At 56.1% G+C, this 13804-nt stretch carries 14 protein-coding genes; 10 read left to right on the top strand and 4 right to left on the bottom strand.

Features of this window, described 5'->3' with window-relative positions; all coding sequences use genetic code 11:
• Window positions 1–60 precede the first annotated feature (60 nt).
• The 9 genes from ccmA to AC5Q5A_RS03485 all read left to right on the top strand — a co-directional run bounded on the left by ccmA (window position 61) and on the right by AC5Q5A_RS03485 (window position 6976).
• Window positions 61–774, top strand: coding sequence for a heme ABC exporter ATP-binding protein CcmA (gene ccmA, locus AC5Q5A_RS03525; RefSeq protein ID WP_493894352.1), 714 nt, complete (start codon window positions 61–63; stop codon window positions 772–774).
• Window positions 771–1436 (top strand): heme exporter protein CcmB, encoded by a 666-nt coding sequence (gene ccmB / locus AC5Q5A_RS03520; protein ID WP_210514964.1) that lies wholly within the window; start codon window positions 771–773, stop codon window positions 1434–1436. The genes ccmA and ccmB overlap by 4 nt, the downstream gene beginning before the upstream one ends.
• 60 nt (window positions 1437–1496) lie before the next feature.
• Complete coding sequence (locus tag AC5Q5A_RS03515) at window positions 1497–2285, top strand: heme ABC transporter permease (RefSeq protein WP_493894351.1); 789 nt, start codon at window positions 1497–1499, stop codon at window positions 2283–2285.
• Window positions 2282–2479 (top strand): heme exporter protein CcmD, encoded by a 198-nt coding sequence (gene ccmD, locus AC5Q5A_RS03510; RefSeq protein WP_008889226.1) that lies wholly within the window; start codon window positions 2282–2284, stop codon window positions 2477–2479. The genes AC5Q5A_RS03515 and ccmD overlap by 4 nt, the downstream gene beginning before the upstream one ends.
• 13 nt (window positions 2480–2492) lie before the next feature.
• Window positions 2493–2981 carry a cytochrome c maturation protein CcmE gene (ccmE, locus tag AC5Q5A_RS03505; protein WP_493894350.1) on the top strand — a complete coding sequence of 163 codons (489 nt, stop codon included), beginning with the start codon at window positions 2493–2495 and terminating at the stop codon, window positions 2979–2981.
• A gap of 132 nt (window positions 2982–3113) precedes the next feature.
• Window positions 3114–5183 carry a heme lyase CcmF/NrfE family subunit gene (locus AC5Q5A_RS03500; RefSeq protein WP_493894349.1) on the top strand — a complete coding sequence of 690 codons (2070 nt, stop codon included), beginning with the start codon at window positions 3114–3116 and terminating at the stop codon, window positions 5181–5183.
• Window positions 5180–5716 (top strand): DsbE family thiol:disulfide interchange protein, encoded by a 537-nt coding sequence (locus tag AC5Q5A_RS03495; RefSeq protein ID WP_493894348.1) that lies wholly within the window; start codon window positions 5180–5182, stop codon window positions 5714–5716. Before AC5Q5A_RS03500 ends, AC5Q5A_RS03495 begins: the two co-directional genes overlap by 4 nt.
• Complete coding sequence (locus tag AC5Q5A_RS03490; RefSeq protein ID WP_008889222.1) at window positions 5713–6213, top strand: cytochrome c-type biogenesis protein; 501 nt, start codon at window positions 5713–5715, stop codon at window positions 6211–6213. Before AC5Q5A_RS03495 ends, AC5Q5A_RS03490 begins: the two co-directional genes overlap by 4 nt.
• A gap of 46 nt (window positions 6214–6259) precedes the next feature.
• Window positions 6260–6976, top strand: a complete 717-nt coding sequence (locus tag AC5Q5A_RS03485; RefSeq protein ID WP_286792903.1) for a tetratricopeptide repeat protein — start codon at window positions 6260–6262, stop codon at window positions 6974–6976.
• A 14-nt stretch (window positions 6977–6990) separates the two neighbouring features.
• Here the strand turns inward: AC5Q5A_RS03485 and AC5Q5A_RS03480 are convergent, their stop codons facing one another.
• From AC5Q5A_RS03480 to AC5Q5A_RS03470, 3 genes are all read right to left on the bottom strand, one after another.
• Window positions 6991–7278 carry a hypothetical protein gene (locus AC5Q5A_RS03480; protein ID WP_493894347.1) on the bottom strand — a complete coding sequence of 96 codons (288 nt, stop codon included), beginning with the start codon at window positions 7276–7278 and terminating at the stop codon, window positions 6991–6993.
• Between the two features lie 15 nt (window positions 7279–7293).
• The gene (locus AC5Q5A_RS03475; protein ID WP_493894346.1) at window positions 7294–9147 is read right to left on the bottom strand and encodes a lytic transglycosylase domain-containing protein; all 1854 of its coding nucleotides are present in this window, start codon (window positions 9145–9147) and stop codon (window positions 7294–7296) included.
• Between the two features lie 232 nt (window positions 9148–9379).
• Complete coding sequence (locus AC5Q5A_RS03470) at window positions 9380–10270, bottom strand: uracil-DNA glycosylase (RefSeq protein ID WP_493894345.1); 891 nt, start codon at window positions 10268–10270, stop codon at window positions 9380–9382.
• 273 nt (window positions 10271–10543) lie between these two features.
• On the opposite strand from AC5Q5A_RS03470, the gene AC5Q5A_RS03465 reads away from it, so the two are divergent.
• On the top strand, window positions 10544–12181 hold the full coding sequence (locus tag AC5Q5A_RS03465; RefSeq protein ID WP_493894344.1) for an electron transfer flavoprotein-ubiquinone oxidoreductase: 1638 nt from the start codon (window positions 10544–10546) through the stop codon (window positions 12179–12181).
• Window positions 12182–12268: 87 nt separating this feature from the next.
• On the opposite strand, the gene AC5Q5A_RS03460 is transcribed toward AC5Q5A_RS03465, so the two are convergent.
• Complete coding sequence (locus AC5Q5A_RS03460; protein ID WP_493894343.1) at window positions 12269–13804, bottom strand: aldehyde dehydrogenase family protein; 1536 nt, start codon at window positions 13802–13804, stop codon at window positions 12269–12271.

The following is a 13804-nucleotide window of genomic DNA, read 5'->3' as shown; positions in this document are numbered from 1 at the left end:
CTGTAACGCGTTATATCATGACGTGTTACAGAATGAATTTCAGACAATCTAACGGGTTATATGGCTGATTTTAGCGGTTCTGATCTGACCTGCCTCCGTGGCGAAAGACTGGTATTTGGCGGCCTGTCCTTTTCGGCCAAATCCGGTGATGCCGTGATGCTGCGCGGTCGAAATGGTGCTGGGAAATCAAGCCTTTTGCGCCTGATGGCAGGCCTTGTGGCACCGCGTTCTGGCGATCTTCGCTGGAACGGTGAAAACATCGCAGAGGATCGTTCAGCCCATCATGCGCGCACCCATTATCTGGGGCATCAGGATGCGATCAAACCGGTTCTGACGGTGCGTGATAATTTGCGTTTGTGGGGCCAATTGCGTGGCGTGCGTGATCTTGAACCGGCGATTGACCGGGCGTTAACCGCACTTCAAATCCATCATCTGGCACGGGTCACCGGTCGGTATCTTTCAAGTGGCCAGAAACGGCGCACCGCCCTTGCCCGCGTTCTGATCGGGCACAGCGATCTTTGGTTGTTAGATGAACCCACCGTCGGGCTGGACCGCGAAAGCTGTGCCGAGCTGGCCCAACTGATCACCGAATTTCGCGGCCGCGGTGGCATTGTTGTCTATTCAACCCATATCGATCTTGATGTCGAAAACCCGACCATCCTTGATCTTGATGACTTCGCCATCCCGATGGTCGAATGGCTGGCCGAACAGGACGACCTCGAAGACATGGCCCCGACAAAGCGTGCAGCTTCATCGCAGGAGGCCGCGCAATGAACGGTTTTGTGGCCATCCTGCAACGCGATTTGCGCCTAGCCCTGCGCCAGGGTGCGGATTCTGTGATGGTCGTGGCGTTCTTTATCGTCACCACCACCCTGTTCCCGTTCGGTGTCGGGCCGGAAGTCAATATTCTGGCACGTATCGCATCGGGGGTGATCTGGGTCTCGGCCCTGCTGGCAGCCATGCTGTCACTCGAACGCGTGTTTCAGGCCGATTACGAGGATGGAACGCTTGAACTTCTGACACTATCGCCAGTGTCACTCGAACTTCTGATCCTGGGCAAGGTGCTTGCGCATTGGCTGACGACCGGGCTTCCGTTGATTATTGCGGCCCCCCTGATGGCGGTGATGCTCAATATGGATCAGGACGGTTTTGTCACCCTAATGATCGCCATGCTGCTTGGCACACCGGCACTGAGCCTGATCGGGGCGATTGGCGCAGCACTCATACTTGGCGCGCGACGTGGCGGAGTTCTTGTATCACTTCTAGTTTTACCACTATATATTCCGGTACTGATATTCGGTGCCGGTGCAGTTGAGGCCGCCCTGCTTGGAATTTCGGCGACCGCACAATTACAGATCATGGCCGCCATCCTGCTTTTGACATTGGCAGCCGCACCCTTTGCCACCGCCCATGCCGTACGCCAGGCCATGGAATAAAACAACAAGACGACGAGACGGGATGACCCTTTGCGGATTTCCGCACCAAGGATAAGAAAAATGCATCGCTTTGCTAAACCAAGTGTGTTTTTGAAATTTACAGCCCCGATCCTGCCGTGGCTGTCGGCTCTGACCGTGGTCATGATCGCGGCCGGCCTTTATTTTTCCCTGATCGGATCGCCGGTTGATTACCAGCAAGGCCACACCGTGCGGATCATGTATATCCATGTCCCGGCCGCATGGATGGGGCTGTTTTGCTATGTCGGTATGGCGATTTGCGGCGCGATGAGCCTGATCTGGAAACACCCGTTGGCCGATATCTGCGCGCGCGCCACTGCACCGGTTGGCGCGACCTTTACCGCCCTTTGCCTGATTACCGGATCGCTGTGGGGCGAACCGATGTGGGGCACCTGGTGGGTGTGGGATGCGCGTCTGACATCGATGCTGATCCTGTTGTTCCTGTATCTCGGTTACATGGCGCTGGTGAATGCATTTGACGATCCGGAACGCGGATCAAAGGCCGGATCGGCGCTGGCTCTTGTCGGTGCGGTCAATGTGCCAATTGTCAAATTTTCGGTCGACTGGTGGAATACACTGCATCAACCAGCCTCGATCGTGCGCATGGATGGCCCGGCCGTCGATCCGAGCATGCAATTGCCACTTGCCCTGATGATCCTTGGTTTCACCTGCTATTACTTCGTTGTTCTGATCCTGCGGGTTCGACTGGAACTGAACGAACGACGCATTCGCGCCCTGCATTTGTCAGGCATGTTTGAAGACCCCGAAACCCCGGCATCGGCAAAAGAACAAGCCTATGAAGCGGGTCACAATGCGGAGGCCAAGCAATGAGTGAATTCTTCTCAATGGGCGGCTATGGCGGCTATATCTGGGCAAGTTACGGCGTTACTGCCCTTGCCATGATCGTTTTGCTGATTGCAACGCTACGCGGTTTACGCAGCAGCCGGATCGAACGCGAACAGCTTGAAGCGGTTTTGCAATCACGGCGCCCCCGCCGAACCAAAAAGACCCAACAGGCATCCTGAACGGAGAACGACTGTGTCACTTTCCCGCGCAAAAATCCGTAAACGCCAACGCATGTATGTCATCGGGGCCATATTGCTCGCGGTTGGTAGTGCTGCGGCCCTGATGCTGACGGCATTTGAAGATTCGGTGGTGTTCTTCTTCAGCCCGACCGAAATCGCCGAAAAATCACCGATTGACCCCGATCAGCGTTTGCGGATTGGCGGCCTTGTGGTTGAAGGGTCGGTGGCAAAACAGGATGATGGACAAACCATTGCCTTCGTCGTTACCGACATGGCCGAAAGTGTGCCGGTTTCATATCGCGGGATTTTGCCTGATCTGTTTCGCGAAGGTCAGGGTGTCGTCGCCGAAGGCCATATGAACAGCGACGGCACCTTTGTCGCATCCGAAGTTCTGGCCAAGCATGATGAAAACTACATGCCCCCTGAAGTCGCCGAATCGCTTAAGAAAAGCGGCTATTGGGAAGAAATCGAAGCCAGGAACGCCGAACAAATGCGCAATTAAGCCACATTCTGCCGCCATAAAGCCCGACCATACGCGCAAGAAAAACATAGCCGCGACCATTGCCCCTTGATCTGTACCCGACCGATCGGGCAATAGGGCGCAGGGGAACTATTGGGGAAGTCATAGACGCACATGTTTGCAGAGTTAGGACATTTTGCCCTGCTGCTGATGGTGGTCACGGGAATTGGACAGGCGGTTCTGTTCAGCCCGCTTTGGCTACGTGCATCGTTGCGCATGCTCACCCCGCAACGGGCTTCTGCCACACCGGCAGCCAGCCCCGCCTTTTCCGATGAAGATGATAATAACGGTGCTTTCGGGCAGGCGACGGTAAAACCGGCCAGTCTGTTTCTTTTGCCTGCGGTCATTCTGTTACTTGGCCTTCTGGCCGAGGGGGCGTTGCTTAATGCCTTTATCGTCAGTGACTTCACCCTGCCCATCGTCTCGAATGTCAGTCATTCATCGACACCATTGCTTTATCGCATTGGGGCGGCCTTTACCCCCGATGGCGGGGCCATGCTGCTCTGGCTTCTGGCCCTTTCACTGGTCAATCTTCTGATTGCCATTCAGCTGCGCAGTTCTGCGGCCATCTGTACCGATCGCTTTGCGCGCAATGCCCTTTCCGTTCTTGGCGCATTGATCACAATTCTTGGTGTCGTGACACTGATTGATGCCGACCCGTTCCTGCGCGTCACTGTTGCGCCGCTTGATGGTCGGGGCATGAACCCGCAAAGCCAGGACCTTCTTAAGGTCCTGCGCGAACCGTTCCTTTATCTTGGTCTGGCGGGCCTTGCCGGTATCTTTGCCATGACACTGGCCGGGTTGCTTGACCGCAAGATTGACCGCCGATTTGCCGAAACAATGCGATCCTGGACCATTATTTCCTGGGTCTGCCTTGGCACCGCAATTGCGATCAATGCCTATCGCTCCTATAGCGAACAGGCATGGGGTGGCTGGTGGTACTGGGACACGGCGGAAAACAGCCTTCTGTTGCCATGGTTGCTGGCAACCGCCCTTTTGCATTGCCGGGCAGTTCTGGAAAAAACCGAAACCCTGCGCGCCTGGACAGCCTTTCTGGGCATCACGACGCTTGCGGTGGGATGGTTCGGAGTTTACCTGACCCGATCAGATCTGTTTGCGCCCCTGCCCGAAACACAGCTTCTGCCGGTTGACAGTACCGGACTTCTGGTTGCGTTTTGTCTGGTGTTTGCGGTCGCCTATTACCTGTTTTGGCGATCTGTCGATAAGATGGGCGATGGTCGCGGTTTTGATGTCATTTCGCGCGAAAGTGCGATGTTCCTCAACAGCGTGATGCTGTCGCTGGTTGCTGCCGTCGTACTGATCGGAACGATTTATCCACTGGTTTTGCAATGGATTACGGGCGATCCGATCACGGTCGGTGCGCCGTTCTATGTCAAAGCTCTGATCCCGATTGTTCTGCCCTTGCTGTTTCTGATGGCCTTCGCCCCGGCACTGCGCTGGCGACAGGATGAAGTCTGGATGATCGGGCGGCGCATGAAGCTTGCAGCCATCCTGTCGCTCATCACGGTGCTGTTCGTTTCCATCCGCTTTATCGATCTGTCACCCGCACCTCTGATCGGTATCGGTCTTGCCGGTTGGGTTCTGACCGCGTCGCTAAGTGATCTGTGGGCGCGGCTTTGGCGCCACCCTGAATATGGCGAAAGCAAATATCGCAATCTGCAACTTCTGGGGCCACGCTATATCAGCATGACCCTTTCCCATATCGGCCTTGCTATCCTGATTGCCGGTGGATCGGCCAGCAGCATCTGGGAAGAACAGGTTGTTGTCTCTGCCCGTGCCGGACAAAGCATTCAGGCCGGCCCCTATAACCTGCAATATGAAGGCGTCTCGCTTCTGGCCGGTGAAAACTATGCCACCCGTCAGGCGACCTTTATCCTGTATCGCCATTCCCTGCCGGTCACAGAACTTTTCCCTGAAATTCGCTATTACCCGATCCGTGGCGTTGAAACCCGTGAAGCCGATATCTGGCATGGTCGCGATGGCGATCTGCATGTCTCGATCGGGGATCGTGATGATGATGGCGGCAGGGTGGTAACGGTTCATTATTTGCCCATGATGCCCTGGGTCTGGGGTGGCATGTTATTGATGTTGATCGGTGGATGTTTCAGCATCCTCACGCGCGTAATCCTGCGCTTCAAGAAGACTGGAGTTCCCGCTTCATGAGATTTTCGATCGCTGTCATTCCGCTGGTTTTGTTTGCCGCACTGGCCGGGGTGTTCTTGTTAAACATCGACAAGGATGCATCCGTTGTGCCATCAGTCCTGATCGATAAACCGGCACCGGAATTCTCGCTGCCACCACTACCGGGACGGGACAAGGGCCTGTCGCGTGCCGATCTGACCACGGGCGAGGTATCGGTTCTGAACGTCTTTGCAAGCTGGTGCGTCCCGTGCCGCGCAGAACATCCGCTGATCAAACGCCTGTCACGCGAAGCCGACGTTCCGGTCTATGGCCTGAATTACAAGGAAAAGGATCCCGAAGACGGCGTGAAATGGCTGGTCGAACTTGGCGATCCCTATGCCGCTGTCGGCATGGATCTGTCGGGCCGGACCGGTATTGACTTTGGCGTTTATGGCGTGCCGGAGACCTTCATCATCGATGGTACTGGCCAAATCAGATACAAGCATGTCGGGCCGGTTACGGTCGAAGTCCTTGAAAAGGTACTGCTGCCGAAAATCGCGGAGTTAAAGGGATGATAAGCCGCTTTAAACTTGTTTTTGGCGCACTTGCCATTCTGGTTCCGGTCATTGCATCGAACCCGGCATTTGCGGTCAACCCCGATGAAATGCTGTCCAACCCGGTTCTTGAAGAACGCGCGCGCGAAATCAGCAAGGAACTGCGCTGCCTTGTCTGTCAGAATCAGTCGATTGATGATTCTGATGCCGAACTGGCGCGTGATCTGCGCGTGCTGGTGCGTGAACGCCTCGTTGCCGGCGACGATAATGAAGAGGTCATTGACTATATCGTTGCGCGCTATGGCGACTATGTCCTTTTGAACCCGCCGCTAAAACCGGAAACCTATATTCTTTGGGCAAGCCCGGCAGTTCTGGTGGTGCTGGCCTTGCTGGCCGTCTTTGCATTCTATCGCCGCAAGCAGCGCGAAGGTTCCCCGGCATCGGCATCCCTGTCAAAAGACGAACAGGAACGTCTGGACGAACTTCTTGGCACTTCAAATGATGACGGCAAGTCCTGATGAAACGTGATCGCCTGACATATCGTCAACCGGGCGGAGGTTTCGCGTGATCTGGGTTGGCTTGACGGTTCTGGCAGTTCTGGCGGGTTCTGCACTCTATGCAAGCCTGCCGAAATCCGATGGGCACGGATCCCGTGCGCGCCGTGTGACGTTTGCCGCGCTGCCGGTCGTCGCGGCACTGGGTCTTTATGCCATCATTGGCAGCCCGACCCTGCCATCGCGGCCCTATGCAGACCGTGCCGGTGAACGCAACCTGGCCGCCGCCGCGGCGGTTGCCGATAACGCCACCGACCCGGATTTCAAAACCGATCAACAGATCAGACGCTTACTTAATCAGATTGTCGTCTCGCTTGAGGTAAACCCGCGCAATCTTCAAGGCTGGGTCGCCTTGGCGCGTGGATCGCTCCGGCTTGGCAATATTGAACGGGCCGTTGCCGCCTTTGCGCAGGCCTATGCCCTTTCGGGTCACAATCCGTTGCTTGCCATTGAATATGCCGATACCCGCATCACCGCCCAGGATGGCCAGATCGACAGTACATCACGCGATCTTGTGCTTCATGCCCTCGGGCAAATGCCCAACCATCTGTTGGCGCGCTACTATTACGGCATGATGCTGAAACAAAATGGCAAATCCGATCAGGCGCTTCGCGTGCTTAGCGACCTTTACCGCGACCTTCCCAAGGACGACCCGCTTGGCAATGCCACCGAAAGCGAAATCAAGGCCCTGCAATCCAGTGCCGATGCCGTGATCAGCGCAGACTAGCTTGGATAACGGCATCAAGCTGCGAACAGGTAAAGCACCCCAAGCAACACCGCGACAATCAGAACCAATGTCCCGCCAAGTGCCATCAGCTTGATGATCGGATGAAGGTTTTCAAGTTCGCCCGGCTGCGGCGCATTCCCGACGTCATTTGCCGATGATTGCCCCTCGTTAAACCGTCGCAAAGCTTCTTCGCCGCTCATGGGCGGCATCTTGATACGATCAAGGACCGTACCCTGATCCGGGCGACGGTCCTTGTCATTGGATGGATGCTTTTGCGGGGTGTCGCCGTTGCTGGCTGTCATCTCAGGTGATTGTGCTTAACGCTGCGCTGTCAGGCCGCGATCATTTTCCTGATCCTGCGGCTGATAGGTTGGCCATTCACCGGCCGCCAGAAGATCAAGCGACGGCGTTTCCTGACCGAACCGTGAACGATACATCCAAAGGTTTGCCATCACGCGTTCGATGAACAGTCGGGTTTCACGCGACGGAATGCTTTCGATGAAATATAGCGGATCGACATTGTCCTTAAGCGCCTTCTGCCAGCGGCCAAGATTGCCAATACCACCATTATAGGCTGCCATCAACTGCAAGAAGCCGTTATCAACGCCATTCTGTTCAAGCAGGTGATCAACATATTTCTGCCCCAGCGACAGGTTGATTTCCGGCTGATACAGCTCGGCACGCTTTTCACCCCGGTAACGGGTATTGCCGATATAGCTTGCCGTTGCCGGCATCAGTTGCATCAAACCACGTGCACCGGCATGACTGCGGGCGTCGGTGTTGAAACCTGATTCCTGGCGCATGAAGGCATAAATCACCGCCCGGTCAACTTCGTAACCACCTTCCGGCTCCCATGGCGGGACCGGATAAAGCGCGTTTACAAACACATCACCGGTCTTTTGCGCGATATAACTGCCAAGACGCATGGTAAGTGATGCGAAATTCGCGGTATCGGTCAGGGCCAGAACAGCACGGCGCAGCGAGTCATCATCTTTTGCCGCGGCCTTGCGCAATTCACGTTCGGCTTCATCGCGCTGTCCGATCTGCAACAGCGAAAGCGCACGACGCCCATGCGGATCAAGCTTCAGCTTGTTGGCACGGTTTTCATCAAGTTCCAGGCTGTCCCAGTCAAAGACATCATCACGGCCAAGTGCGCGCATTGCCAACTGACCATAGAACGAACGCGGATATTCCGCCGCGCGGTTCAACATGGCATCGGCCTCTTCGAACCGGCCTGCGGCCAGATCAATACGCCCCGCCCAGAACGCACCGGCGGTCCGGGTCCAGCTGGATGCATATTTGTTGGTGCTCAGCGCTGCGAAATGGGCGTGCGATTCATCCATCTTGCCCAGACGCCAGGCGGTCAGGCCCGCCGTCCAATGCGCCTGCGGCAGGTACTTGCCCGAACGCTTTGCCGCTTCACCGGCATATTTCAACGCAAGGTCCGGTTTGCCAAAGTAATAGTAACCCGATGCAATTGCCGCCTTAGCATGGTCCTGCTCATAGGCATCAAAAAGACGCTGTGCCTCGTCACTTTCAAGAACTTCCAGCGCGCCGGTCGGCCAGCCGCTGCCGATGCGGTGGCGAATACGACTTTTCAGGGTCGCGACGCGAGAACGTTGCTTGGACGAGAGCTTCTTGGACGACTTGTGATAATAGGGCGTGATGTTCTCGTAATCATAACCGGCACCCGAAACATAGCTGCCCACAGGCTTTTTCGGATAATTGGCCGATCCGCGACGTGTCAGCGCAAGTTTGTAGATGCGCGGTGCCTGCGGATGATCGGCATAGCTGGCAAGCCAGTCTTTTAGTTCCTTGTAACGCGAACGGTAGGCCGTCGGATGCAGATAACGCTGCGCCATCACGTGCCCCATCAGGACATCATCAGACAGGCGCGAAATCAGGCGGTCGGCATCTTGCCAACGGCCCTGTTCCTGAACGGCAAAAATCTGTTCGTAAAGTTCGGCGTCACGTTCGGAAAGTGGCTTGGGGATTACGGTCGAAAGCGCATCATCCAGAACCGGGCTGCCAAGGGCCGCCTGTTCCTGCGTGCTGGCAACAACAGGTGACGTGGCCCCCATGATGGTCATGGTGCCAAGAAACGCGAAGAATAGGCCCTGCCTTAAGGTGCTTTTGACACCCGGCAGGCGTGTTCTTATTGCTTCGATCAAAATTAGTTTCCCCAACGAGACTTGTTTTCAAGCCGCGTGTTTATCCCGAAGCAGTTTGGTCTCGCAACCCGTTGCCTGCGGTGTTCCCCCTTGTGCAACGGCGTCCCTTATAGCAGCAAATGGCCAAACCGCGAAATCATTTATCTGGAATCAAGCACTTGGCGCACTCCAGAATACGCACCCCGAACGCATGCATATCTCCCATGCATACAGTCAGTTTATCGCCAATTCCTTAAAGCTTTTGTGCGATCGCGCGCAAATCACGCCATGCAAGGCGTTTCTGTTCCGGGGTGCGCAGAAGATAAGCCGGATGGAACATCGCGGTCAGGTCGGCCTTTTTGCCATCGGCAAAGGAAACTTCCTTCCAGGTGCCGCGCAAACGCGTGATGCCGCGATCTTCTTCCATCAGGGTTTTGGCCGAACTGCCGCCAAGACACACCACAACCTTGGGCCCAATCAGCTCAAGATGTCGGCGCACAAACGGTTCACAAACTGCCACTTCGGCTGTGGTCGGCTGGCGGTTTCCCGGTGGCCGCCATGGCAGGATATTGGTGATGTAAACTTCTTCACGCGCCAAGCCGATGGATCGCAACATGGCATCAAGCAACTTGCCACTTGGTCCGACGAACGGCAGTCCCTGACGGTCCTCTTCGGCACCTGGCGCTTCGCCGACCAGCACCAGCTTGGCCTCGACATTGCCGGTGCCAAAAACGGTATTGCTGGCGGATTTCTTAAGGGCACAGCCTTCAAACTTTTCAATTGCCGCCTTGAGTTCCTCAAGACTGTTTGCCGCGGCGGCCGCATCACGTGCGGACTGGCGTGCTTCATGCGGCGTGTCAGACAGTAAAAACCCACCATCCGCGCCAGCGGGCATTGGTGCCGGGCCGTTGCCTGCCGCCTGTGCCGGACGGGCCGACGCCCCTGCCGGACGCTGCTGGTTGGTGCCCGCATTCGCACCAAAGCCCGCCCGGTTCGCCGCGTTCTGACGCAGGCTTTCGGACGCCTTGAAACGGTCAAGCGGCTCGTCGGCAATGGCCTCGTCCGCGCCCATTTCAAATTGCCAGACAAGGGCCTCGAACGGGTCAAGATTATTTACATCAAAGTCTGTAATTGGTTTGCTCATCTACACTAAGGCGATGTATGTTGCACCGCGAACGGCATCGCGGCTGCTGCTTGGGACGACCTTATACGATTTTGGGTCCTTTGTGCCAGAGTACAAACGCGACACCGTTCGTGACTATGGATTGTCAACTGATCCCATGATCGGTATAGCTGTATTCATAGAGAATTATGAGAGAATTCAGGGCTTGGGCGAGACTCTGAACGGTGAATACCGGCTCACGGCCAACGAACGGAAACAGTTCGATACGGTCGCCAGCCAAAGGAGAGAGGCCAAATGGAACGGGAATCCATGGAATTTGACGTGGTCGTTGTTGGCGCCGGTGTATCCGGTCTGTCAGCGGCCATCAAGCTGATGCAACTCGCCCAGGAACAGGAAAAAGAAATCACCGTCTGTGTGGTTGAAAAAGGTTCCGAGGTCGGCGCACACACCCTTTCAGGGGCCGTGATGGAGCCGCGCTCGATCAATGAACTTTTCCCGGACTGGAAAGAACGCGGCGCACCGCTGAACGTGCCGGCTGGCGACGACCAGTTCATGATGCTGAGCGAAACTGGCGCGAAAAAGCTGCCAACCCCGCCGCAGATGCACAACAAGGGCAACTATATCGTAAGCCTTGGCAATGTCTGCCGCTGGCTTGGCGAACAGGCCGAGGCCCTTGGTGTTGAAGTTTATCCGGGCTTTGCCGCCGCCGAAGTTCTGTTTAACGAAGACGGATCGGTCAAGGGTATCGCCACCGGTGATATGGGCCTGCAACGCGATGGCACGCCGGGTCCGAACCATGAACCGGGTATGGAACTGCATGCCAAATACACCTTCTTTGCCGAAGGGTGCCGTGGTTCGTTGTCCGAACAGCTGATCAAGAAATTTGATCTGCGCAAAAGTTCCGATCCGCAAACCTATGGCATCGGCATCAAGGAACTTTGGGAAGTTGATCCCGAAGTCCACAAGGAAGGCCTGATCCAGCACACCGTTGGCTGGCCGCTTGATAAGGACACCTATGGCGGGTCGTTCCTCTATCACCTTGATAACAATCAGGTGGTTGTCGGTTTCGTCATCGGTCTTGATTACGAAAACCCGCATCTCAGCCCGTTTGATGAATTCCAGCGCTTCAAGACGCATCCGGAAATCCGCAAGATCTTCGAAAACGGTCGTCGCATCTCGTATGGCGCACGTGCGCTGAACGAAGGCGGTTTCCAGTCGATCCCCGATCTTGTCTTCCCAGGCGGTTGCCTGATCGGCTGTTCGGCAGGCTTCATGAACGTGCCGAAGATCAAGGGTTCGCACACCGCGATGAAGACCGGCATGCTGGCCGCCGAGGCCGCGTTTGAGGCCCTGACGGCCGATGAAGTTCCGGCAAAGATGGAAAGCTACCCGCAGCGCCTGAAAGACAGCTGGGTCTATCCGGAACTGCACAAGGTCCGTAACATCCGACCGAGCTTCGCCAAGTGGGGCTTCTGGGGTGGTATGGCTTACAGTGCGGTTGATACCTATCTGTTCGGCGGCAAAGCACCATGGACCTTCAAAAACCATGCAGACCATACATGCCTGAAGCCAGCAGCAGAAATGCCAAAGATCGACTATCCGAAACCGGATGGCAAAATCAGCTTCGACAAGCTGTCGTCGGTCTTCCTGTCGAACACCAACCACAGCGAAGATCAGCCGATCCACCTGACGCTGAAAGATGCAAGTGTTCCGGTAAGCACCAACCTTGCCGTCTATGACGGGCCCGAGGCACGTTTCTGCCCGGCCGGTGTTTATGAATTCGTCGAAGACGAAGACAATGGTGGCAAGCGCCTGCAGATCAATGCCCAGAACTGCGTGCATTGCAAAACCTGCGACATCAAGGACCCGACCCAGAACATCGTTTGGGTCGTGCCCGAAGGCGGCGGCGGACCTAACTACCCGAACATGTAAGCCTTTTTGGCTTTCCTCATACAAATAAGGGCCGCTTTTTGCGGCCCTTATTATTTAGTCTGATGATTTGATCACTTGGTCATTTGATCATTCTGGCGCATAGCCAAAAGCAACCGGCGGATTTGCCGCGGTTTCGGTCCAGACACTTTTGGGCTGCATATATTCCATCAAGCCTTCCTTGCCGCTGGATCGGCCATAGCCACTATGTCCAAACCCGCCAAATGGCGACATGACATTGATGGTCTTATAGCTGTTAATCCAGAACGTCCCGGCCCGCACATTGGCGGCCACCCGGTGCGCACGATCCACCGCACCGGTCCACACCGCACCGGCCAGACCAAATTTGCTGTCATTGGCGATGGCAATGGCTTCGGCCTCGTCCTCAAACGGAATGACAGAAACAACCGGGCCAAAGATTTCGTCACGCGCAATCGACATATCGTTGCGGACATTGCCAAGAACCGTCGGACGCAAGAAATACCCATCAGCACAAGCCACCCCATCCGGGCGGACACCACCTGCAAGAATTTGGGCCCCTTCGGCACGCCCCGCCGCAATCAGGCGATTTACCGTCTGATACTGGGCATCATTGTTGATCGGGCCAATCTGGGTTGCGGTATCAAGCGGATCGCCCACCGGAATATGATTGGCACCCGTAACCAGCATTTCCTGGAACTGATCCAACACGGAACGCTGGACCAACAGGCGCGAACCGGCAACACAGCTTTGCCCGGCTCCGCTAAAGATCGCGGCCTGCGCGCCAGTCACGGCACGCTTAAGATCGGCATCTTCGAACACGATGTTTGCCGATTTCCCGCCAAGCTCAAGAACACACGGCACGATATTCTGGGCGGCTTGGGCCGCGATCACAGAACCGGTTTTTGGCGACCCGACGAAGACGACCTTGCGGGTGGCGTCATGGGTTGTCGCCGCAACACCCGTGGTATGGCCCAATCCTGCCAGCACCGAAATCACCCCGTCAGGCAAACCTGCCTTTTTCGACAAAACGCCAAGCGCAACAGAGGTCAGCGGCGTCATTTCCGACGGTTTGAGAACCGCCGCATTGCCCGCACACAAGGCCGGGGCCAACTGCCAACCGGCCGTGAAGACCGGCGCGTTCCAGGGCGTTATTTGCGTAACAACGCCATATGGCTCGGGACGGGTATAGTTCAGATGGCTGGTCGGCACCGGGATAACATCGCCATGAAGCTTGTCCGCCCAACCGGCATAATATTCAAACATCTCGGCGACTTTAAGCACCTCGACCCGCGTATCACGGATCGGCTTACCGGCAGAAACGCATTCCAGAAGTGCCAGCTGTTCAAGATGATCACGGACCTGGGCACCAATTTTCCAGAGAATACGACCACGTTCCGCTGCCGTCATCGCCCACCAGACACGCTGTCCGGCAACCGCCGCCTTCATAGCTGCATCCACGACATCGCCACCTGCATCCCTGAAGGACAAGAAAGCCTTGCCGGTTGCAGGATCGATCAATTGGACATCATCACCTGTGCCCGGCATGATCGCACCATTGACCCAACTGCCAACAACACCATCCGCAAAGAACGGTGCCATGGCCTTTGCATAGTCACGGGCCATGAGGGTATCTGCGCTGCTCAT

It is taken from the genome of Thalassospira sp. CA1 (assembly GCF_059052855.1).
This window is presented reverse-complemented; position numbering and strand designations above follow the sequence as displayed.

What these genes read in the sequence shown, in the direction of transcription:
- AC5Q5A_RS03470 (WP_493894345.1), bottom strand. Translation starts at nt 10,270, where the DNA reads ATGAGCAAACCAATTACAGACTTTGATGTAAATAATCTTGACCCGTTC.
- AC5Q5A_RS03465 (WP_493894344.1), top strand. Translation starts at nt 10,544, where the DNA reads ATGGAACGGGAATCCATGGAATTTGACGTGGTCGTTGTTGGCGCCGGT.
- ccmD (WP_008889226.1), top strand. Translation starts at nt 2,282, where the DNA reads ATGAGTGAATTCTTCTCAATGGGCGGCTATGGCGGCTATATCTGGGCA.
- ccmA (WP_493894352.1), top strand. Translation starts at nt 61, where the DNA reads ATGGCTGATTTTAGCGGTTCTGATCTGACCTGCCTCCGTGGCGAAAGA.
- AC5Q5A_RS03490 (WP_008889222.1), top strand. Translation starts at nt 5,713, where the DNA reads ATGATAAGCCGCTTTAAACTTGTTTTTGGCGCACTTGCCATTCTGGTT.
- AC5Q5A_RS03460 (WP_493894343.1), bottom strand. Translation starts at nt 13,804, where the DNA reads ATGAGCAGCGCAGATACCCTCATGGCCCGTGACTATGCAAAGGCCATG.
- AC5Q5A_RS03500 (WP_493894349.1), top strand. Translation starts at nt 3,114, where the DNA reads ATGTTTGCAGAGTTAGGACATTTTGCCCTGCTGCTGATGGTGGTCACG.
- ccmB (WP_210514964.1), top strand. Translation starts at nt 771, where the DNA reads ATGAACGGTTTTGTGGCCATCCTGCAACGCGATTTGCGCCTAGCCCTG.
- AC5Q5A_RS03495 (WP_493894348.1), top strand. Translation starts at nt 5,180, where the DNA reads ATGAGATTTTCGATCGCTGTCATTCCGCTGGTTTTGTTTGCCGCACTG.
- AC5Q5A_RS03480 (WP_493894347.1), bottom strand. Translation starts at nt 7,278, where the DNA reads ATGACAGCCAGCAACGGCGACACCCCGCAAAAGCATCCATCCAATGAC.
- AC5Q5A_RS03515 (WP_493894351.1), top strand. Translation starts at nt 1,497, where the DNA reads ATGCATCGCTTTGCTAAACCAAGTGTGTTTTTGAAATTTACAGCCCCG.